This window comes from Nonomuraea sp. JJY05 (genome assembly GCF_043496855.1).
GTDB lineage: Bacteria > Actinomycetota > Actinomycetes > Streptosporangiales > Streptosporangiaceae > Nonomuraea.
This window is the reverse complement of record NZ_JBIEIS010000012.1, coordinates 290,042-309,925: the sequence shown is the minus strand read 5'-3', so window position 1 is coordinate 309,925 and position 19,884 is coordinate 290,042. Positions and strand designations below refer to the sequence as shown.

Genomic DNA, 19,884 nt, shown 5'->3' with positions numbered 1-19,884 from the left:
TCATTTCGTTGTGTCTTTATTCTTTCAGCCGTTCAAGTCCCTGTCAAATTGACCCGACTTGCTCGACTTGCTGGAATTAAGACCTGCCCCGCTTCCGGGACAACCCCTCTAACTTACCAGCCCCCAGAACCAGACGCGCACGTCTTGCACCGGAGTGGAAGGGAGGTTGCCCCCGAGTGAGATCGACGATCAAGCGCCGCCCTCGCGGGACTGGTGAACTCTATGTACGCCTCCGGGAACCGTCAAATCGACGGTACGCGCGCCTACCAGGGGTACGTACCGGACGTGCGAGAGCAGCCGGCGCCAAGAGCGCTCATCATCCTGGTGGGCATGGCGGCCGCCGTCATCGTCCTCTACGGAATCCGCGAGGTGTCGTCGATAGCCGGCCCCATCGTCCTGGCACTGGTGCTCGTCATCGCCGTCTCCCCGGTACGCCGCAGGCTCGCCGCCTGGCACGCGCCCACCTGGCTCCAGGTCGCGGTGCCGTTCCTCATCGTCGTGCTCGTGCTCCTCGGCATGGTGGGCATCCTGGTCATCTCGGCCGCCCAGCTCGCCTCGCTGCTGCCCTCGTACACCGCCCAGTTCCAGCAACTGCTCACCGACGCCCAGCACTGGGCCACCACGCACGGCGTCAGCAACGACGTCCTCAACAAGGGGCTGGCGGCGTTCGACCCCGGCAAGATCGTGGAATTCGCGCAGGCTCTGCTCGGCAGCGTGATCGCCATTCTGTCGTCGATGTTTCTCATCGTCGTGTTGTTGCTGGCGATGTGTCTGGACGCGCCGGTGACCGCGAAAATACTCACCTCCGGCGCGGGCAACGGGACGCGCCTCGTCCCCGCGCTGGCGACGTTCGCGCACAAGACGCGGCGCTACCTGATTGTCTCGACCATCTTCGGGATCATTTACGCGGTGCTCGACGTGATCGCCCTTTCGCTGCTGGACGTGCCGCTCCCGCTGCTCTGGGGTGTGCTGGCGCTCATCACCAACTACATCCCCAACATCGGTTTCATCATCGGCCTGCTGCCGCCCGCCATGCTCGCGCTGCTGGACGGTGGCGTGCAGAAAATGTTGCTCGTCGTCGCCGCGTACACCGTGACCAATGTCGTCACGCAGTCGTTCATCCTCCCGAAATTCCTGGGGGACGCCGTGGGGCTGTCGACGACCATGACGTTTCTTTCGCTGATCGTGTGGACCTTCGTGTTGGGCCCTCTGGGCGCCATTCTCGCCATTCCGCTCAGCCTGCTGGCGCGGGCGCTGTTCGTCGACAGCGACCCGGCCGCCGGATGGGCGCAGGCGCTGGTGTCGGGCAAGCTACCCCGAAGATGAGACCAGCCGGCGCATGGACACCCCGCTCAGCCGCTTGACGTCGTGTGACAGGTGCGCCTGGTCCGCGTAGCCGGCCGTGACCGCCACCTCCGCCAGCGGGACGCCCGCGCGGGCCAGGGTCAGCGCGCGCTGGAAGCGGACGATGCGCTGGAGGATCTTGGGCGCGTAGCCGAACGTGGCCAGGCTGCGGCGGTGCAGCTGGCGCTCGCTGAACCCGAGGTCCCACGCCACCTCGCCGACCGTGCGGCCCCTCCTGAGCGCGCCGGAGATGGCGGTGCCCGCGGGATCGGCGGGCACCCGGTGGGACAGGCGATCCCTGACCGCCGCGAGCATGGCGTCGAGCCGTCCGGAAGGCGCGGCATCCACGACGCCCAAGGACGGGAGATCAGGCAGCCGGACGCGATGATCGCGCAGGGACGGGAGATCGGACACACCGACACGGCGATCGGGCAGGGACGGGAGGTCAGGCTGCCGAACGCGATGATCGCGCAGGGACGGGAGATCGGACAGCCGGACGCGGCGATCGGGCAGGGATGGGAGATCGGGCACCCGGACGCGGTGATCGCGCAACGACGGGGGTTCGGAGAGCCGATCGCCCAGGGACGGGAGATCGGACAGCCGTACGCGCTGGTCGCGCAGCTCCTGAAGCGGGACGCCGAAGAAGTCGCCCACCGCCCCCGGCCGGAAGCGGATGCCGACGAAGGTGTCACCGGAGGCCATGGGGGTCGGCATGGGCCCGGTGTCCGGACCGGCCACGAACAGCCCCTCCGGCCCCCAGATCAGGTCGACGCAGGCGTCGGGCACCACGAGCTGCGTGGCGTCGGCCTCGCTGACCTGGTGCCACACGCAGGCGAGACGGCCCGCGAGGTCGGCGGTCGGAGGCCGTTCCACGTACATGCCTCCAACGTACGCCGCCCCACCGACAGAACTACGGCAGCCTCCCGTACGCCCGCAGCGTCTTGAGCCGCTCCACGGTGAGGTAGCCGCCCCACTCGTGCTCCACCAGCGGCGTCCACATCAGCCAGTTCCCGCTCCAGCCCCCGTCGTCGGACTGCGCGCGGATCAGGGCGTCGAGGTGGGCGTCCAGGACGTCCTCGGTGAACATCGGCAGCCGCAGCGGCGATGACGCGAAATCCAGGGGGAAGTGCGCATCCCCGGGCGCGTCGGGATCGAACGAGACGGTCGCGAGCAGGGCCTCACGCAACCGGGCGAACTCCGCCTCCGCACGAGCGCGGTCCGGCACCAGGTCCAGGAACGTCACGACGGCGCGCGCCTCGTACGGACTGGTCTCGGTGAGGGCGGCGATCCGCGACCAGCAGAAGTCGGTGGCGGCGGCGAGCCAGGGATGGGTGCTGCCGTGCTTGTGCAGCAGCCCCGCGATGGACGCGGTGGGGACGAGGTTGCCCGGCGGGTCGTCGGGGGTCTCCCACCACGGGGCGCGGGGCGTGTCGCGGACGGACGGCAGCACGAACGGCACGCCGCCGTCCGGCGCGCTGACCCCGGCCAGGTAGTCGCACGCGGCGGCCACCATGGGCGAGTCGAACGCGTCCAGCTCGTCCAGGATCCAGAACGCCACCTCGACCGGCTCCGGCTGGCTGCCCGCGCCGCGCAGGTCGGGCTCCAGCGCGTTGCCGAAGCCGCCGTCGGCGTTCTGGTAGCAGCGCAGCACGTCGAGCACCCGTTCACGGGGCCCGTCCCGGAACAGCGCCGCGAACCGAAACCTCTCGATCAGGCGGCCGTGGAGCTGCAGATATCTTTCCGCGCGGTCGATCACGTCCATGGCGGCGAAGCTACTCCTCCTGTGGGCCGTTCTTCTTGTCGAAATCGGACAAGCTCACGGAGCGGCCAGGGCCTCCGTCGGTGACATCCGGGCGGCCCGTACGGCCGGGTAGAAGCCCGCGGTGCCGCCGATGACCAGCGTGGCGAGGACCCCGCCGAGCATGGCCCAGACCGGCACGATCGCGGGCCAGCTCTGCAGGCTCGCGTACGCCGCCGTGACGCCGATGCCGAGCAGCACCCCGCCCACGCCGCCGATGGCCGACAGCAGCAGCGACTCGGCGAGGAACTGCACCCGGATCTGCCCGCGCGTGGCCCCGAGGGAGCGGCGCAGGCCGATCTCGGCCCGCCGCTCCAGCACCGAGATGACCATCGTGTTGGCCACGCCCACGCCGCCGACCAGCAGGGCGACGCCGCCGAGGCCCAGCAGGAGCGCGTTCAGCGTGGCGTCGGTGGCCTGCTTGGCGGCCAGCACGTCGGACGGCCTCGACACCTCGACCTCGTTGGGCGCCTCCGGATTCGCGGTGGCGGCCAGCACGTCGCGGACGGCGGCGACGTACTGCTCCTGGGCCCTGGTGTGGATCGTGGTCGCGTACCCGTCGAAGCCCAGCCGCTCCTGCGCGACCGGCCAGCCGACCAGCGCGGCCGTGTCGAGCTCGGGGGCCAGGGGCGCGGGCGCGAGCACGCCCACGACGGTGAACCACTGCCCGCCCAGCCACACCCGCTGGTCGGGGCCGGCCTGGACGACGCCGAGCCGGTCGGCCGCCTTGGCGCCGAGCACGGTGGCCGGGTAGCGGTGGGTGGCCTCGTTCAGCCAGGCCCCGCTGACGACGGTGGCGCCGACGTCCTCGACGAGGTCGAGCCGGGCGGCGGTGACGGAGACGCTGCTGGTCTGGGCCTCGGGGATGTGGTCGTTGCGGTAGACCCTGGCCGGCGTCGTGCCGGTGGCGGTGACCGCGGTGACGGGGCCGATCTGGCCGATCATGCCCTCCGCCTCGGCGGGCAGGTGGGACGCCTCGCCGAACAGGGTCTGGCCGGGCGAGACGGTGAGCAGGTTCGTGCCGAGCGCTTCGAGCTGCCGGTTGAGGTCCTCCTGGCTGGAGGCGGAGATGCCGACGACGCCGAGCATGGCCGCGATGCCGATGGCGATGCCGAGCGCCGACAGGAACACCCGCAGCGGCCTGGCCCGCAGGCCCGCCCCGCCGACCCTGACCACGTCGCGCGGCCGCATCCGGGCCGTCACCAGAGCGGTCATGTCCGGACCCCGTCCACGACCCGGCCGTCCAGCATCTCGACCTGCCGGGGCAGCGAGGAGGCGATGTCGCGGTCGTGGGTGATGACGACCACGGTGGTTCCGCCCGCGTTCAGCTCGCGCAGCAGCTCCATCACGCCCGCTCCCGAGCGGGAGTCGAGATTGCCGGTGGGCTCGTCGGCCAGCAACAGCCGCGGCTCGCCGACCACGGCGCGCGCGATGGCCACGCGCTGGCGCTCTCCGCCGGACAGCTCGTGCGGGCGGTGGCCGAGCCGGTGCCCGAGGCCGACGCGTTCGAGCGCGTCGTACGCGCGCAGCCGCCGCTCCCGCAGGGACGGGCCCGCGTACAGGAGGCCGTCGGCCACGTTGTCCAGCGCGCTGACCCCGGCGGCCAGGTGGAACTGCTGGAAGACGAAGCCGATGACGTTCGCGCGCAGCGCGGAGAGCTGCTTGTCGCTGAGTGAGCCCACGTCGTGCCCGGCGATGCGGACCAGGCCGCCGGACGGGCGGTCCAGGGTGCCGATCATGTTGAGCATGGTCGACTTGCCGGAGCCGGAGGGGCCGGCGATGCCGACGAGCTGGCCGGGCTCGATGCCCAGGGAGACTCCGCGGAGCGCGGCCACGTCGCCGTAGTCCTTGCTCACGTCGTGCAGTTCGACGATCACTTGGGCACCGCCACGGTCGTGCCCTCCTGGACGCCGGTGACCTCGACCCGGCCGTCGGCGAACATACCGGTCTCTACCGCGGCGTAGCGGGTGGCCGGGCCCTCGACGACCTGTACGCCGTAGCCGCCCTCGGCCAGGGCGAACAGCGCGCCGACGGGCACGGCCAGGACGTCCTTCCGCTGGTCGGAGACGATCGTGACGTCCACGGGGGCGGCGTCGTACGACTTCTTCAGCCCGCTCACCGACACCTCGACCTCCACGGTGGTGGTGGTGTCGTTGCCGGTGCCGGTCTCGGTGGCGACCTTGCCCACCCTGGTGATCCCGCCGTTGACTTCGGTGCCGTCCGGCAGTTCTACGGTGGCCTTCATGCCCTTCCTGACCAGGTGCTCGTCGGCCACGTCGAGGTTGACGAGCACCTGGCGGGTGGTGCCGGTGGCGGTCAGCACGGGGCCGTTGGCGCTGTCGCCGAGCGCCTTCTTCAGGTCGGCGACCCGGAGGGGGCCGTCGGCGACCACGACGTCGCCCGGCTGAACCTCGCCGGTGACGTCGAGCCCGAGGTCGTCCTGCCACTCCTCCACCGCCTCCCCGGTGGCCCAGGTGAACTCGCGGTCCACGTCGAAGCCGGTGTAGCCGAGCTTCTTGAGATTGCGTTCGAGCAGTTCCACGTCCTTGCCCTCGACGCCGTTCTCCAGGGTGCGGTAGAGGGGCATGGTCCCGTACAGGAGCGGGCGACGGTCGGCGTCGACGCTGTAGACGCCGTGGCCCCGGGTGATCGTGGTGCCCTCGCCGGGGAGCCAGGTGATCGTGCCCTGGGACTTGCCGGTGACGGTCAGGGTGTCGCCGTAGCCGAGGGTGCCGTCCACGGTCCTGGTCTCGGTGAGGGTCGTGCGGGTGACCTTGGCGGTGGCCGGTGGCGTACGGGTGGCGGCGGCCGTACCGGTGCCATCGCCGCCGAAGCCCGCGGCGGCGGCCGCGACGGCGGCGGCGAGCAGCGCGGCGCCGCCCGTCCAGGCCAGTGCCCGCAGAGGGCGGCGACGGCGGGGCGGTAAGGCGCGTGTGGCCGGCGAGGGCTCCTTGACCTGCGTCACTTCCGCTCCCCCATCTTCGGGAACTTCTTGCCGCAGACCTCGAAGGCCTTCTTGAACGTGGGGTCGTTCCGGTCCAGCTTCAGCGCGGTGTCGCTGCCGAAGGTGCCGTCGGGGTTGGGGTCGGGCCAGTCCACGCCGTTCTCGCGCATGCATCTGGCCAGCTCGCGGAGCTTGTCGACCTGCTCCGGGTCGAGGTTCTTGCGGTCCTTGAACGGGGCGTAGGCCTGGCAGGCCTCGATGGCGTCCATGACCTTCGTCTTGTCGGCGTTCTCGCCGATGGCCCGCAGGCCGCCGCCCCCGTCGGGGTCGGGGTCCTCCATGGGGATCCCGTGGTCGCGCATGCACTGCGCGAACTTCCTGCCCTGCTCCTGCGGGTCCGCCGTGCCGGTCGGGCTCGCGCTCGCGGACGGCTTCGCGGAGGAGCCCACGGCCACGGAGGCGACGCCGGTGCCGCCCTGCTGGCCGCCGCAGCCGGCGGCGAACGCGGCCAGCAGCGCGGTCGCGATGAGTGTCCTGGTCATGCCTGCGAATGTGCCGGGCGCCGTTCAAAGCAGGCTGGGAGCCGCCTCGGAGCCAGGTAGGAGGACGCGGAACGTCGCGCCCGCGCCGGGCGCGGTGTCGACCTCGACGCTGCCGCCGTGGGCGCGGACGATGGCGGAGACGATGGCCAGGCCGAGCCCGGCGCCGCCGTCGGCCCTGGATCTGCCCTGGCCGACACGGTAGAGGCGGTCGAACAGGCGCGGCACGTGCTCGGGCGGCACGCCGGGCCCGGTGTCGGACACCTCCAGCACGGCCAGGCCGTCCGATCTGCCCACCTTCACGGTGACGGACGCGTCGGGAGGCGTGTGCCCGAGGGCGTTGCCGACGAGGTTGGCCGCCACCTGGCGCAGGCGGGCGTCGTCGCCCATGATCGTCACGGGTGCGAGCGGGCCGTCCAGCCCGGTGAGCCTGACCTGCCGGTCCGGCACGCGCACGCGGGCATCGCGGATCGTGTCGGCGGCCACCTCCAGCAGGTCCACGGGCCGCCGCTCGATCGGGCGCTCCTCATCGAGCTGGGCCAGCGTGAGCAGGTCGTTGACCAGCACGCCCATCCTGGCGGCCTCGTCCTCGATCCTGTGCATCGCCTCTCCGGCGTCGCCGCCCCTGCGGTGCAGCTCGGCGAAGCCGCGCACGGAGGTGAGCGGGGTGCGCAGCTCGTGGGAGGCGTCGGCGAGGAAGCGGCGCATGCGAGCCTCGGAGTCGGTCCTGGCGGCGATCTCGGACTGGAGGCGGTCGAGCATGACGTTCATGGCGCGGGCCAGGCGGCCCGGCTCGGTGTGCGGGTCGTGGGCGGGCACCCGGCGGTCGAAGTCCCCGCGGGCGATGTGGCCGGCCGTGGCCTCCATCCTGGTCAGCGGGCGCAGGCCGAGGCGTACGAGCGCGTCGGCGGCCAGGCCGAGCAGGAGCAGCACGAACGCGCCGACCGCGACGAAGATGGCCAGGGCGGAGGTCTGGGTCTGCTCGACCTCGGCGAGCGACTGGGCGAACACCAGGGTGTTGCCGTTGGCCGCCTTCGTGGCGCGGACGCGCCACGAAGGCCCCGAGGTGCCCGGCGCGGTGTAGGTCTCGCCGATCCTGCCCCGGTCGATCACGGGGCCGGGCTGGTCGGTGGTGCCGCCGAACCTGTACTGCAGCGTGCCGTCGGAGCCGTACACCATGATCTGCTGGATGGCGGCGACCCGCTTGGTGAGCACGTCGGAGACGATGTCGTTCATCGGGGACGCGGCGAGCGTCCGTATCGGCGCGAGCAACTGGCCGTCCTTGACCGCGGCCACCCTGTCGAGCTGTTCGAGCTGCTTGTCCACCCGGCTCAGCAGGTTGCCGCGCAGCAGCGCGACGCCCGCCACGGTGGAGAGCACCAGCCCGAGCGTGGCGACCCCGAGCACGGCGATGACCAGGCGGGTGCGCAGGGTCCAGGCGGCGGGCCTCACCGCGGCGTCCTCAGCGTGTAGCCGACGCCGCGCACGGTGTGGATGAGCTGCGGCTCCCATTTGTCGATCTTCTTGCGCAGGTAGTAGACGTACGACTCGACGATGCTGGAGTCGCCGTCGAAGTCGTAGTGCCAGACGCTGTCGAGGATCTGTGCCTTGCTCACCACCCTGCCGGCGTTGGTGAGGAGATATTCGAGGAGGTTGAACTCCGTGGGCGACAGGTCCACCGGCACGCCGGCCCGGGAGACCTGGTGGGCCGCGGGGTCCAGCTCCAGGTCGGCGTAGCGGAGCACGTCGTCGCGGGGAGCCGAGCGGCTGCGGCGCAGGATGGCGCGGATGCGCAGCACCACCTCCTCCAGGCTGAACGGCTTGGCCACGTAGTCGTCGGCGCCCAGTGTGAGGCCCCGGACGCGGTCCTCGACGCGGTCGCGGGCGGTCAGGAACAGCACGGGGACGCGCTCACCCAGCCGCCTGGCCACCTCGAACCCGTCGAAGTCCGCCAGCATCACGTCGAGCACCACGATGTCGGGGTCGAACTCCCTGGCGGCCGTCACCGCCTCCGCACCCGTCTCCGCGGTCCTGACCTCGAACGACACCAGCCGCAACGTCTGGGAGAGCAGGGCGCGGATGTTCGGCTCGTCGTCCACGACGAGCACCCTGGCCGGTCGGTCCATGAGTAAAGGTCTACCCGAGCCACTTCAAAGCGGGCTCAAAGCGCTCGCGACGCCGCCGAGTTAATTCCGTTGCCGGATGACGGGAGGCTGCCTACTGTGACCGGCATGACATGCATGTTCGCCTGCCCCGTTTTCATTCGCATCCGCCGCGGCCGGGCTCTGGCCCGCTAGCGGACGCGAGCATCTGAGGCTGTAGCGTCCGCAGGCGTGCCCAGGGCCCTTCGAGACCTGTCAATCTCGAGGACCCGGAAGGGCAAGTGCTGTGGCGCAGAATTTCGCGCACGGAAACTATTCGCATACTCAGCGTAAAGCCAGGAACGGCGGCGGCGGTCGCACGCCCAGAGACCGGGCGAGGCGTACGCTCTCGCAGAATTTCCTGGCCGACAGGCATGCCGTCGATCTGATGGTGAAGGCCGCCGCTCCCGAAGGGCTCGTGCTGGAGCCCGGCGCCGGGGAGGGCGTGCTCACCCTGGCCCTCGCCGAGGCGGGCGCGCAGGTCGTCGCCTACGAGATCGACCCGCTGCTCGCCGGGCGGCTGGCCGCCCGTACGCGCAGCGATCCCAGGATCGACGTGGTCAGGGGCGACTTCACGGCCGCGCGGGCGCCGCGCGAGCCTTTCGCGGTCGTGGGCAACATCCCGTACTCGATCACGTCGAAGATCGTGGACTGGTGCCTGCGGGCGCCGGCCCTGACCTCGGCGACGCTGCTCACCCAGCGGGAGTACGCCCGCAAGCGGTCGGGCGACTACGGCCGCTGGAGCCTGGTCACGGTGGAGTCGTGGCCGTGGTTCCACTGGCGGCTCGGCGACACGATCGGCAGGGAGAGCTTCCGCCCCGTCCCGTCCGTCGACTCGGCGATCCTGCGCATCCGGCGCAGGCCCGAGCCCCTCCTGCCCGGTGAGGGGCTCGGAGAGCCCCGAACCGCGGAGCGAAGCGGAGCCATAAGCGCGCGCCGCTCCTATCAGGAGCTGGTCGGGCTGGGGTTCGGCGGCGTCGGCGGGTCGGTGCGCGCCTCGCTGAAGACCCGTTACGAGGGGGTGGACGCCGCGCTGCAGGCGGCGGGCGTGGCCCGCGACACCGTCGTGGCCCACGTCCACCCCGACCAGTGGATCATCCTGTGGGAGGTCCTATGCGGGTGAGCTGACCTTGGCCTGCTGCGACGGGCCGACGACGGGAGCCGGTCCTGGGGCCGTGGCCGCGACGCGGCGGCCCCAGGGCATGGCCAGCGCCAGGATGGGCAGCAGCACGATCGACGCCCGCGACCAGTCCTGGTGCAGGTACCACCAGCTGTTGACGTCGAACTGCGTCATGTAGAGATAGCCGTATCCGGACCAGATCGACACGCCCACGATGGCCGGCCAGGCGAACCTGGTGGGCCTGGCGACCAGGAACGGCATGAACCACATCAGGTACTGGGCCCCGAGCCGGGGCGTCACGACCATGAACACGAGCAGGACGGCCGTGGTCATGTCGACCGGGTCGGCGCGCCGCCAGTAGAGGACGGCCGCGACGACGCACAGGTAGATCAGGTTCGTGCCGAACGAGGCCAGGTCGGGCCGCAGCGCCCAGTCGCCGCCCGTGTACCAGGGGGTCCAGCCCCACTCGCCGACGATGGGCCGGATGTCGCGGATGGTGTTGATCACGGCGGGGATCTGGTTGAGGGACGTGCCCGCGAAGACCGGCAGCGTGACCAGGAAGAACAGCGGCACGATCCCGGTGGTGAACAGCGCGGCGACCCGGGAGCGCAGGTTGGGCAGGAGCAGCAGCATGCCGGGGATCAGCCAGATCGGCCAGCTCTTGGCGCACAGCGCCAGGCCCATCAGCAGCCCGGCCAGCGCGCCCCGCTTGAGGTCGGCCCTGTCCTCGGGGCCGGGCAGCAGGGCGCGGTGCAGCATGCCGTTCCGGCCGATCACGCGCGGGATCGAGGAGCGCACGCCGTACGCGGCCACGCCGGCGCGTACCCGGGCGACCACGTCCGTCGCGATGCCGGGACGCTCCATCGCGCCGGGGCCGCGGGCGACCACGAACGCCGCCACACCGAACACGAGCGCCACCGGCTCGACCTGGCCATGGATGGCGGCGATCATCAGGGCGAGGGGGTTGAGCGCGTACTGGAGCGCCCGCAGCGACGCCTTGGGGCCGCCGGCCAGCTTGGCCACCAGTGGGATGAGCGCGATGTCGGCGACCACGGTGACCAGGCGACCGGCGTACTCCCACGGGATGCCGAGCCACAGCAGGATCCCGTACACGTACGGGATGGTCGGCAGGAAGTGCCAGCCGCCCTCGCTGGCCAGCACCGGGTCCTGGCCGCGCAGCACGGCCTCGCCCGCGGGCTTGAAGCTCTCCATGAAGTCGACGGGTTGCCACGAATCGATGGCCGACGTGTACATGATCAGCAGGCGCACGGCCACGCCGACGACGATGGCGACCACGAGCGGTGGACGCCAATCCCGCCATTGGGCGACTAGAGCGAGCACGACACCGGCGACGAGGACTATCCCCGTGAGAACTGCGTAATCCATGGCGGCCTCTAGCCTGCCGTAACACCGGCAGTGGTTTCCACCAGGGCTTCCAATTCTTATCCCCGACATGCCGATACGTATGGCGATAGAGCATCACTGTCTGTGTTGAACTTTTTCCATGGGGGGATCGCAGGTCAACCAGGCACTGGTCAGGCTCTATTTCGAGGTGCGGGACGGGGTCCGTGACCCGGTTGCCGCCTGGGCGAAACTCACAGCGAATTCTCAGCAATATCGGCCGTTCCGGGGAGAGCGGCGGGTGCCGCTCGACGACGCCACGGCGGCCGAGCTGACGGCGGCGGCGATGGTGCACACCGCCGAGTGCCACGGGGCCGACCGGGTGGCGGCGCTGTCCAGCTCGCCGCTGGCGGGGCTGGTCGGCGACCTCGGCGGCGCGGTGCTGACCGAGCACCCGTGCGCGCCGGAGCAGGTGCTGGGGCCGCGGTTCGCGGGCCCGGCGGCCGACGACTGGGCGCAGGCGGCGTACGTGCTGCTGTGGGGGGAGAACAACCGGCTGGTACGCACGCCGGACACCCCCTGGGTGATCGCCGGACGCTACAAGGGCCAGAAGGTGGTGGCGATCGGCACGCATCCGACGCGGTTGTCCGACGAGACGCTGGTCGTGCGCCCCGGCACGGACGGGGCACTCGCGATGGCCATGGGTCATGTGCTGCTCAAGGAGTTCTTCCTGGACAGGACGCCGTTCACCGAGCACGCCATGGAGCGCACGGACCTGCCGTCGCTGGTGCGGCTGCGGGCGCGCGAGAACGCCTACGTGCCTGGCGGGCTGCTGGGGCGCGCATGCGACCGGCTGAGCGTGTACGGCGGCGAGGCGGTGGAGGTGCTGCTGCCGCGTTTCGACGACGGGCCGGGCGTGTTGCGCCGGGGCGTGCCGGTGCTGCGGGACGGCGACGAGCTGGTGACGACGGTGTTCGACCTGCTGCTGGCCGTTTACGGGGTGAGCCGGCCCGGGTTGCCCGGCGTGTGGCCGTCCGGGTACGCGGACCCGGACGAGCCGTACACGCCTGCCTGGCAGGAGGCGTGCACGGGCGTGGCGGCGTCGCGGACGTTGAAGACCGCGCGGGAGCTGGGCGTGACGGCGGAGAAGACCGGCGGGCGCTGCCTGCTCGTGCCGGGACGGCTCGAGACGCCGCACGCCGACACCGCCTACCGGGCGATGCTGGCGCTGCTGGTGCTGACCGGATGCGGCAGCGGGTGGGCGCAGGCGAGCGGGGCCGGGATCCCGCTGGTGCCGTACCTGTGCCTGCACGCCTGCGGCGAGGACCGCGCGGACGTGGGCGCGCTGAGCTGGGCGCTGGCGGAGGGGCTGTTCGCGCGCCGGACGGCGCGGTCGGTGCTGCTGGAGGCGGTGCGCGACGGCTGGCCGATGGCGCCGCCGCCGCGCGTGCTGGCCCTGCCGCGGCCGATCTACCCGCTGCCGCCCGACGTGGACCTGATCATCGGGCCGGACGACCACTGCGACCTGTCGCCGCCCGACGCCGGGCTGGTCGCGGTGGCGGTCGCGCGCCTGGCCGGGCGGGCCGCCCCGGTGCAGGAGGGCGGCCCGCCCGGCGGCGGGCGGATGCGGCTGCTGGTGGACCACGCCTGGATGCACGAGTACGGCGAGGCGCTGCCCACCTACCGGCCGCCCGGCCTCGGCATCCCGCTCAAGCCCACGCAGCTCGTCAGGTGAGACCGTTCAGGTACGCCCGGTGGCTCCGGGAGAACTCGAAGCCGTTGTACCTGTCCCAGTTGATCGACCAGGTCATGAGGCCGCGCAGGTTCGGGTAGACGCCGCGCGGCCGGTAGGTGCCGCAGTTGCTGCCCCTGGCGAGGCAGTCGAACGCCTTCTGCACCTCCGCCACCGTGGTGAACCCGTTGCCCGCGTTCGGCGAGGCGGGCAGCCCGATGGCCACCTGGTCCTGACGCAGCGGCGGGAACACGTTGCCCGCGTTGCCCATGATCGGGAAGCCGGCCAGCAGCATGTCCGTCATGGCCACGTGGAAGTCGTGCCCGCCCATCGTGTGGTACTGGCCGTCGATGCCCATGATCGGGCCCGAGTTGTAGTCCTGCACGTGGAGCAGGGTCAGGTCGTTCCTCATGGCGTGGATGACGGGCAGGTACGAGGCGCTCCTGCTGTCGGCCGTGCCGTTCGGTCCCGGGCCGTAGAACTGGTGGCCGAGCTGGACGAAGAACGTCTCCGGCGCCATGGTCAGCACGAATCCGGTCCCGTACCGGCTCTTGAGCGACTTCAGCGCCGAGATCAGGTTGACGACGACCGGGGTGGTCGGGTTCGCGAGGTTCGTGTCGCCGGGGTTGAGATAGAGCGAGTGGCCCTCGAAGTCGATGTCCAGGCCGTCCAGGCCGTACCTGTCGATGATCGCGGACACCGACTCCACGAACTTGTCGCGGGCCGCCGCGGTCGTGAGCTGGACCTGGCCGTTCTGGCCGCCGATCGAGATCAGCACCTTCTTGCCCTGCGCCTGCCTGGCCCTGATGGCGGCGACGAACTCGGCCTCGGACTCGACGTTGGGGCACTCGGCCGCCGGGCACTGGCGGAACCTGATGTCGCCCGAGGTGACCGAGGTGGGCTCGCCGAAGGCGAGGTTGATGATGTCCCACTCGTTCGGCACCTCACTCATCCGGATATATCCGGATCCGTTGGCGAATGAGGCGTGCAGGTAGCCCACCATCACCCGCTTCGGCAGCCCGCCGCCGCCCCCGCCGCCGCCCCCGCCACCGCTCGTCGTGGTGCCGCTCGCCTCGGAGGTGTAGGCCGAGCAGTTGCCCGCGGCGTCGCAGGCGCGGACCTTGAAGCGGTACGTGGTGGCCGCGGCGAGCCCGGTGGCCTGGTGGCTCGTCCCGGTGACGGCGACCGGCGCACCCCCGTCGCGGGAGACCTCGTAGCGGGCCACCCCGACGTTGTCCGTGGCCGCCGCCCAGCTCGCGGTGAGGCTGGAGCTCGTGGCGCCGCCGACGGACACGTTGCCGGGGACCGTCGGCGCCTGGGTGTCCGGGGTGCCGCCGGGGCCGTCGAGCACCACGTCGTCGGCCAGATAGGCGCCCTGGCCGTACCAGCCGTTGACGTACACCGTCACGGACGTGGTCGAGGCGCCGGTGGTGAAGGAGGTCTTGAGCTGGCTCCACGCCGCGCCCGGCGCGCCCCACGTCTGCGGGTCGGTGCCGCCGGTGCCGGTGGCGCCGAGGAAGACGTAGTTGCCCTGGACCCAGGCCGAGAGCTGGTAGGCGGTGTTCGGCCTGACGGAGACGGTCTGCTGGCAGCGGGCGTAGTCGCTGCCCTGCGGGGTGGCCTGGAGCGCGCGGGCGCCGCCGTGCACGGGCGACGACACGGCCTGCGCGCCGGACGTGGTGCCGCACGTCCAGCCGCTCAGGCCGGCCTCGAAGCCGGGGTTGGCCAGGACGTTGGCGGCGGCGGCCGGCGTCGCGTGCAGCGCGACGAGCGCCAGGGCGAGCGCGACCGATCCTCGGAGATTCATGCGCTACCTCCACACGCGGCCCGCCCCGGCGTGGGGGGCGGGCCGCTCGGCGGGTCAGAATCCGGCGGTGATGCGAGTGAACTCCCAGTTGGACTGCGAGATGCCGCTGCAGTTGGAGACCACGCCGCCGCCCGGGCAGGGGCGGTCACGGTTGACGGCCCAGTAGGCGAGCCTGGTCAGGCCGTGCGACTTGGCCCAGTCACGGATCTGGGTCCACGTGGACGGGGAGGTCAGCTCCTGCTGGTCGGACAGGCCGTTCATACCCGAGATGCCCATGTGCGCGTACGCCTGGACGTCGCTCCACCCGAACGCGCTCTTCAACGCGTTCTTCAGACCCTCGGAGGCGTTGACCGTGTCCTGGTAGATGTTGGTGCCGCCGAAGTCGAACGGCATGATCGTGTAGTTGTCGATCGGCACGCCGAGCGCCTTGGCCTGGTTGATGAGCCGCACGCCGGGCGCGGTGGGGCCGGTCTTGGAGGTGCCGAAGGTGACGACGACCTTGACGTTCGGGTTGTTCTGCTTGACGATCTTGAGGCCGTTCAGGATGCGGTCCTGGACGGTGTAGTTCTCGAACTCGTCGGTGTTCTCGATGTCGAAGTCCACGACGGCGGGGCCGACGGCGTTGATGACCTGCTGCACCGCGTTGGCGAACGCCTGCGGCGTCGAGCAGTTGGGGCCGAGCTTGTTGCCCTGCCAGCCGCCGAAGGAGACCTGGACGCTGCCGCCCTTCGACTTGATCGTGTTGATGGCCTGCTGGTCGGCGCCGCCGGTCAGCGGCCGGTTGCCGTCCCACGCCGGGCTGCAGCCGCCGCCGGACAGGATGAACGCCATTGTGAACGACTTGACGCCGGTCGCGTCCATCACGGTGCCGGGGTTCGGCGGGTCGCCCCAGCCCATGTAGAGGTAGGGGGCGCCGGCCATCTTGGTCCCGCCCCCGCCAGTGCAGCCGCTGGTGGTGGCGGTCGCGTCACGGCCGGCGGACTCGCCCGCCGAGTTGTACGCCTTCACCGTGTAGGTGTGCGTGGTGCACGTGCCGAGCCCCGAGACGGTCGCGCTGGTGCCGGTGACCTGGGCCCGCTGCGTCGAGCCCTCGTATACGCGGTAGCCGGTCACGGTGCCGGACGAGGCGCCCCAGCTCAGCGAGATGCTGGAGTTCGTCACGGACGTGCTGACCGAGCCAGGCTGCCCGGGCGCGCCGGGGTTGCCGCCGCCCGAGCCGGCCTTCCAGAGGGCCGGCACGTTGGGCGGCTCCCAGCCGGGCTGCGAGGTGTGGGCCTGGATGCACACGTAGTCGACGCCGTTGTAGGTGACGACCGCGCCGATGGCGTACGAGGTCCACGGGGCCCAGGCGGCGGCCATCTGCTGCACGGCCCCGTACGCGGCGGGCGCGGCGGTCGTGAATCCGGCGCCGGTCAGCGCGAGGGCGATCCCGGCGAGTAATGCGATGAGTTTGCTGCGAAATTTCATGGCATTCCCTGGAGGTGGGGCTTGACGGTCTTGGAGAAGGACCAGTTGTTGCTCGCGTCCCAGTTGATGGACCAGGTCATCGCGCCCCTGATGTCCGGGTAGGCGCGCGGTGGCACGAAGGTCCCGCAGCTGGTGCGCTTGGCCAGGCAGTCGAGCGCCTGGTTGACGAGGGACGGCGACACCACGCCGCCGCCCGCCGCGCCCGGCCCGGCCGGCAGGCCCAGCGCCACCTGGTCGGGGCGCAGGCCGTTCTCGAGCTGGATGCAGGCGAGGGCGGTCATGAAGTTCACCGAGCCCTGCCCGTACGCCTGCGCCTGGTCGCAGCCGAGCATGGACCCGGAGTTGTAGTACTGCGTGTGGACGACCGTGAGGATGTCCTTGATGCTCAGGGCGAGCTTGAAGTACTCCGCCCCGGTCGACTGCATGTCGATGGTCTGCGGGGCCATCGTGATGATCAGCCCGGAGCCGGCCTTCGCGCGCAGCGCCCGCAGCGCCTGGGCCATGTAGGTGGCGTTGAGGCCGTTCTCCAGGTCGATGTCCACGCCGTCGAAGCCGTAGGACTGCATCAGCGCGTACACCGAGTCGGCGAACCTCGTCGCGGCGGCGGCGCCGGCGACCTGCACGCGCCCGGCCTCGCCGCCCACGGACAGGATGACCTTCTTGCCCCGCTGGTGCAGGGCCTGCACGTCGGCCCTGAACTGGGCGTCGGTGTAGCCGCCGACCGCCGAGGCCAGCCCGGGGTCGATCGCGAAGGCGACCTCGCCCGCGGTGGCGGTGGCCTCGCCGAACGCGATGGCGATCAGGTCGTACTCGTTGGGCACGGCCGACAGCTTGAGCTCGGCCGCGGCGTTGGCGAAGTTGTGCCAGTAGCCGGTCAGGAAGTGCCTGGGCAGCGTCCCGCCGCCCCCGGTGCAGCCGGTGGTGGTGGCGGTGACCGGGTCGCCGGCGTCCGACTCCCCGACGGAGTTGTACGCCTTGACGGTGTAGGTGTGGGTCTCGCACGAGCCGAGCCCGCCGATCGTGGCCGAGGTGCCCGTGACCGCGGCCTTGACAACGGCGCCCTCGTAGACGCGGTAGCCGGTCACCGTGCCCGAGGACGCCCCCCAGGAGAGGGAGATGGCGCTGCCGGTCGCGGTGGCCGAGGCGGCGCCCGGTTTGCCCGGGGCCCCGGCCGTCGAGCCGCCGCACGAGGCCCCGTTCAGCGTGCAGCCGGTGATGCCGGGGAAGTTGCCGGGGCTGCCGTTGAAGCCGAAGCTCGCGCTGGCCCCGGGCGCGAGGGGGGAGGCCCAGCTCGGGTTGGTGAACGTGTAGTGCTGCCCGCTGCGGGACATGACCGCGTCCCACGCGGAGGGGATCGAGTAGCCGGACGGGACGTCGAACTGGACGTTCCAGCCGTTCATGGCCGTGGTGGTGCCGTTGGTGACGGTGACCTTGCCCTCGAATCCGGAGCCCCAGTCGGAGACCTTGACGAAGGTCGCGGTGGCCCCGGCAGCGAGAGGGGCGGCCTGGGCCGGGAGGGCGTACAGGGTGAGTGCGAGGGTGGAGAGCGCCAGGAGGATCGCGCGAGGTCTCACGAGTTCTTCCTTCGGGGGTGGCGTGCCGTACGGCTTGCACCGGGGGGTGAGAGCGCAAGCCGTACGGCACAGGCAAGGAGGTGCTGACTCGGATCCGGTTACTTATAGGAAACTTTCCTAAGTATTTGGCGCGATCGTAGCCTTGACACCGGATGCTTACAAGACCCAAACAAGACTCCGCCGCACAAGACAGGAGATCTTGTGCGGCGGAGTGGTGGAGCGGCCTACGACTGCTGGGTGATCCTGACGTCGTCCACGCCGGCCTCCACCAGGGAGGCGCCCGAGGCGTCGGCGGCGTCGATGAGGATGCGGACGGTCTGGCCCGCGAACGCGTTCAGGCTGGCCGTCGCGGTGGTCCAGGCGCCGTTGCGGTTGGACGCGGCGCCCGCCTGGTTCAGGACCGTGGTGGTGGTGCTGCCGACCACGCGGACCCGGAAGTAGTCGGCGCTGGAGGCGTTGGAGCCGTGCGCCAGGTACCACGAGAACGACAGGTTCAGCGAGCCCGTGGACGGGAGCGTGATGGGCGGCGACTGGATCGAGGTGATGCCGCCGTCGATGTCGAAGTCACCGGCGGCCGAGCCTGCCAGGCGGCCTGTGACCAGGTCGTTCGTGCCGCTGACCGTGGTGCCGAGCTGCTTGGCGCCGCTGGAGGTGGTGGCCTCGGGGTCGCCGCGCTCCCACTGGCCGGTGGTGGCGGTGTCGGTGCTCGACGGGTTGGCCGTCCAGCCCGTGGCGGTCTCGAAGGTGTCGGAGTAGACGGTCAGCGGCGGGTTGCCGGTGCCGCAGTACTGGGCCTCCTTGCCGATGATCCGGTAGACGCAGTCGGAGTATTCGAGGAAGCGGAGCACGGCCTCCCTGTTGCGGGTGGTCTGCGGGACGATCTGCTCGTCCGGCGGGTAGAAGCCGGGATTCGAGCCGGTCGGGTACATCTCGAACGTGAAGCTGAAGATCTTGTAGGCGCCCCACATCCAGTCGTCGATGGTTCCGTCCGTGATGTAGAGGTCGCTGGCCTGCTCGGGTGTGTAGCCGTTGGTGGAGGCCATGTTCTGGCCGAGCGTGGCGTGCGCGTCCCGGTCGTCCTGGGTCAGGCCGGGAGCGGTGTCGTTGAAGGTGTAGCCGTAGGGCCACAGGACCAGCTCGCTGTAGGTGTGCCAGTCGAGGTTGGTCTTGATCTGCTGCACGCCGCCGACGACCCGGCTGCGCACCCAGTTGGCCGCCGCCCTGACCTCGGGGGCCGATTCGGCGCTCGCGCCCCGGTACGTCTCACTGGACGTCGAGCCCGACGAGCCGCCGCAGCAGCCCCATTGGTAGGCCCAGTTGCGGTTCAGGTCGGTGCCGACGGCCGACGAGCCGGAGTTCGGCTGCCGGTTCTTGCGCCAGGAGCGGTAGGAGCCGGTGGCGATGTCGTACTCGCCGCCGTCCGGGTTGAGGTCCGGCATGATCCAGATCTCTCTGGTGTTGACCAGGTTGGTGATCCTGGAGTCCGTGCCGTAGTTGTCGGCCAGCAGGTGCATGATGTACAGCGCCATCTCGACCGTCAGGTGCTCGCGGGCGTGCTGGTGGGCGGTGAAGAGCACCTCGGGCTCGTTCTCGTCCGTGCCCACGTTGTCGCTGATCTTGATCAGACGCAGCGCCCGGCCCTCGTACGAGGTGCCGAACGTGGACTGGCTGACGATGTTCGGATGGGCCGCCACCAGGGCGTTGATGTCCGCGCTCATCTCCGCGAAGTTGTGGTAGCCGGAGTCCGCCGGCGGGAAGTCAAGTGCCTCGACGCCGGACGGGGATGTCGGGCGCGGCGCCTCCGCCACCCGGTAGCCGAGCCGCCTGATGGCGGAGATCTCGGCTTCCGTCGCCGTGACCAGGACCGAGTCCTTGGCCACCTCCTCGATGGCCGCTCCGGTGGCCGCGACGGCGCTGCGCTGCCGCGCGTCCGCCGGGCCCTGCACGCGGTACTGCTTGTTGGCCGGGGGTTCCGCGGCGGCGCCCGCCCCTGTCATGCCGGTCAGGCTGATCAGGCTGAGGGCTGCCAGCAGGATGACTAATCGGTGTCGCACCTCGTCCTCCTCGGGCGCTCGGG

The 19,884-nt window shown here is 71.0% G+C and carries 16 protein-coding genes; 3 read left to right on the top strand and 13 right to left on the bottom strand.

All coding sequences use genetic code 11. The features are described from left to right. Nucleotides 1-285 precede the first annotated feature (285 nt). Nucleotides 286-1,326 (top strand): AI-2E family transporter, encoded by a 1,041-nt coding sequence (locus tag ACFKCF_RS21555; protein ID WP_394496049.1) that lies wholly within the window; start codon nt 286-288, stop codon nt 1,324-1,326. Here ACFKCF_RS21555 and ACFKCF_RS21550 read toward each other — a convergent pair. The 8 genes from ACFKCF_RS21550 to ACFKCF_RS21515 are packed head-to-tail and all read right to left on the bottom strand — an operon-like array spanning nt 1,312 to nt 8,751. Next, the gene (locus ACFKCF_RS21550) at nt 1,312-2,223 is read right to left on the bottom strand and encodes a DUF6597 domain-containing transcriptional factor (protein WP_394496047.1); all 912 of its coding nucleotides are present in this window, start codon (nt 2,221-2,223) and stop codon (nt 1,312-1,314) included. The genes ACFKCF_RS21555 and ACFKCF_RS21550 overlap by 15 nt on opposite strands. 31 nt (nt 2,224-2,254) lie before the next feature. Then, nucleotides 2,255-3,106: a hypothetical protein gene (locus ACFKCF_RS21545; RefSeq protein ID WP_394496046.1), complete on the bottom strand. Its 852-nt coding sequence runs from the start codon at nt 3,104-3,106 to the stop codon at nt 2,255-2,257. Nucleotides 3,107-3,160: 54 nt separating this feature from the next. Next, entirely contained in the window at nt 3,161-4,357 is a 1,197-nt protein-coding gene (locus tag ACFKCF_RS21540) for an ABC transporter permease (protein ID WP_394496044.1), read from the bottom strand. Then, nucleotides 4,354-5,016 (bottom strand): ABC transporter ATP-binding protein, encoded by a 663-nt coding sequence (locus tag ACFKCF_RS21535; protein WP_394496061.1) that lies wholly within the window; start codon nt 5,014-5,016, stop codon nt 4,354-4,356. The genes ACFKCF_RS21540 and ACFKCF_RS21535 overlap by 4 nt, the downstream gene beginning before the upstream one ends. Beyond that, the gene (locus ACFKCF_RS21530; RefSeq protein WP_394496042.1) at nt 5,016-6,107 is read right to left on the bottom strand and encodes a peptidoglycan-binding protein; all 1,092 of its coding nucleotides are present in this window, start codon (nt 6,105-6,107) and stop codon (nt 5,016-5,018) included. The genes ACFKCF_RS21535 and ACFKCF_RS21530 overlap by 1 nt, the downstream gene beginning before the upstream one ends. Further along, the gene (locus ACFKCF_RS21525; RefSeq protein ID WP_394496040.1) at nt 6,104-6,628 is read right to left on the bottom strand and encodes a hypothetical protein; all 525 of its coding nucleotides are present in this window, start codon (nt 6,626-6,628) and stop codon (nt 6,104-6,106) included. The genes ACFKCF_RS21530 and ACFKCF_RS21525 overlap by 4 nt, the downstream gene beginning before the upstream one ends. 24 nt (nt 6,629-6,652) lie before the next feature. Further along, on the bottom strand, nt 6,653-8,077 hold the full coding sequence (locus ACFKCF_RS21520; protein ID WP_394496038.1) for a sensor histidine kinase: 1,425 nt from the start codon (nt 8,075-8,077) through the stop codon (nt 6,653-6,655). After that, nucleotides 8,074-8,751, bottom strand: coding sequence for a response regulator transcription factor (locus tag ACFKCF_RS21515; protein WP_394496036.1), 678 nt, complete (start codon nt 8,749-8,751; stop codon nt 8,074-8,076). Before ACFKCF_RS21515 ends, ACFKCF_RS21520 begins: the two co-directional genes overlap by 4 nt. Nucleotides 8,752-9,013: 262 nt before the next feature. Here ACFKCF_RS21515 and erm point away from each other — a divergent pair, with 262 nt between their 5' ends. After that, on the top strand, nt 9,014-9,889 hold the full coding sequence (gene erm, locus ACFKCF_RS21510; RefSeq protein WP_394496035.1) for a 23S ribosomal RNA methyltransferase Erm: 876 nt from the start codon (nt 9,014-9,016) through the stop codon (nt 9,887-9,889). Here the strand turns inward: erm and ACFKCF_RS21505 are convergent. Further along, nucleotides 9,878-11,272: a hypothetical protein gene (locus tag ACFKCF_RS21505; RefSeq protein WP_394496033.1), complete on the bottom strand. Its 1,395-nt coding sequence runs from the start codon at nt 11,270-11,272 to the stop codon at nt 9,878-9,880. The two genes, erm and ACFKCF_RS21505, sit on opposite strands and share 12 nt — an antisense overlap. A gap of 118 nt (nt 11,273-11,390) precedes the next feature. Between ACFKCF_RS21505 and ACFKCF_RS21500 the strand changes: the two genes are divergently transcribed. Then, on the top strand, nt 11,391-12,962 hold the full coding sequence (locus tag ACFKCF_RS21500) for a molybdopterin-dependent oxidoreductase (protein WP_394496031.1): 1,572 nt from the start codon (nt 11,391-11,393) through the stop codon (nt 12,960-12,962). Here the strand turns inward: ACFKCF_RS21500 and ACFKCF_RS21495 are convergent. The 4 genes from ACFKCF_RS21495 to ACFKCF_RS21480 form a co-directional block, all read right to left on the bottom strand. Next, nucleotides 12,955-14,766: a chitinase gene (locus tag ACFKCF_RS21495; protein ID WP_394496029.1), complete on the bottom strand. Its 1,812-nt coding sequence runs from the start codon at nt 14,764-14,766 to the stop codon at nt 12,955-12,957. The genes ACFKCF_RS21500 and ACFKCF_RS21495 overlap by 8 nt on opposite strands. A gap of 54 nt (nt 14,767-14,820) precedes the next feature. Continuing rightward, nucleotides 14,821-16,233, bottom strand: coding sequence for a carbohydrate-binding protein (locus ACFKCF_RS21490; protein ID WP_394496027.1), 1,413 nt, complete (start codon nt 16,231-16,233; stop codon nt 14,821-14,823). Next, nucleotides 16,230-17,807 carry a chitinase gene (locus tag ACFKCF_RS21485; protein WP_394496026.1) on the bottom strand — a complete coding sequence of 526 codons (1,578 nt, stop codon included), beginning with the start codon at nt 17,805-17,807 and terminating at the stop codon, nt 16,230-16,232. Before ACFKCF_RS21485 ends, ACFKCF_RS21490 begins: the two co-directional genes overlap by 4 nt. 224 nt (nt 17,808-18,031) lie before the next feature. After that, the gene (locus ACFKCF_RS21480) at nt 18,032-19,861 is read right to left on the bottom strand and encodes a M14 family zinc carboxypeptidase (protein ID WP_394496024.1); all 1,830 of its coding nucleotides are present in this window, start codon (nt 19,859-19,861) and stop codon (nt 18,032-18,034) included. Nucleotides 19,862-19,884: the final 23 nt, after the last annotated feature.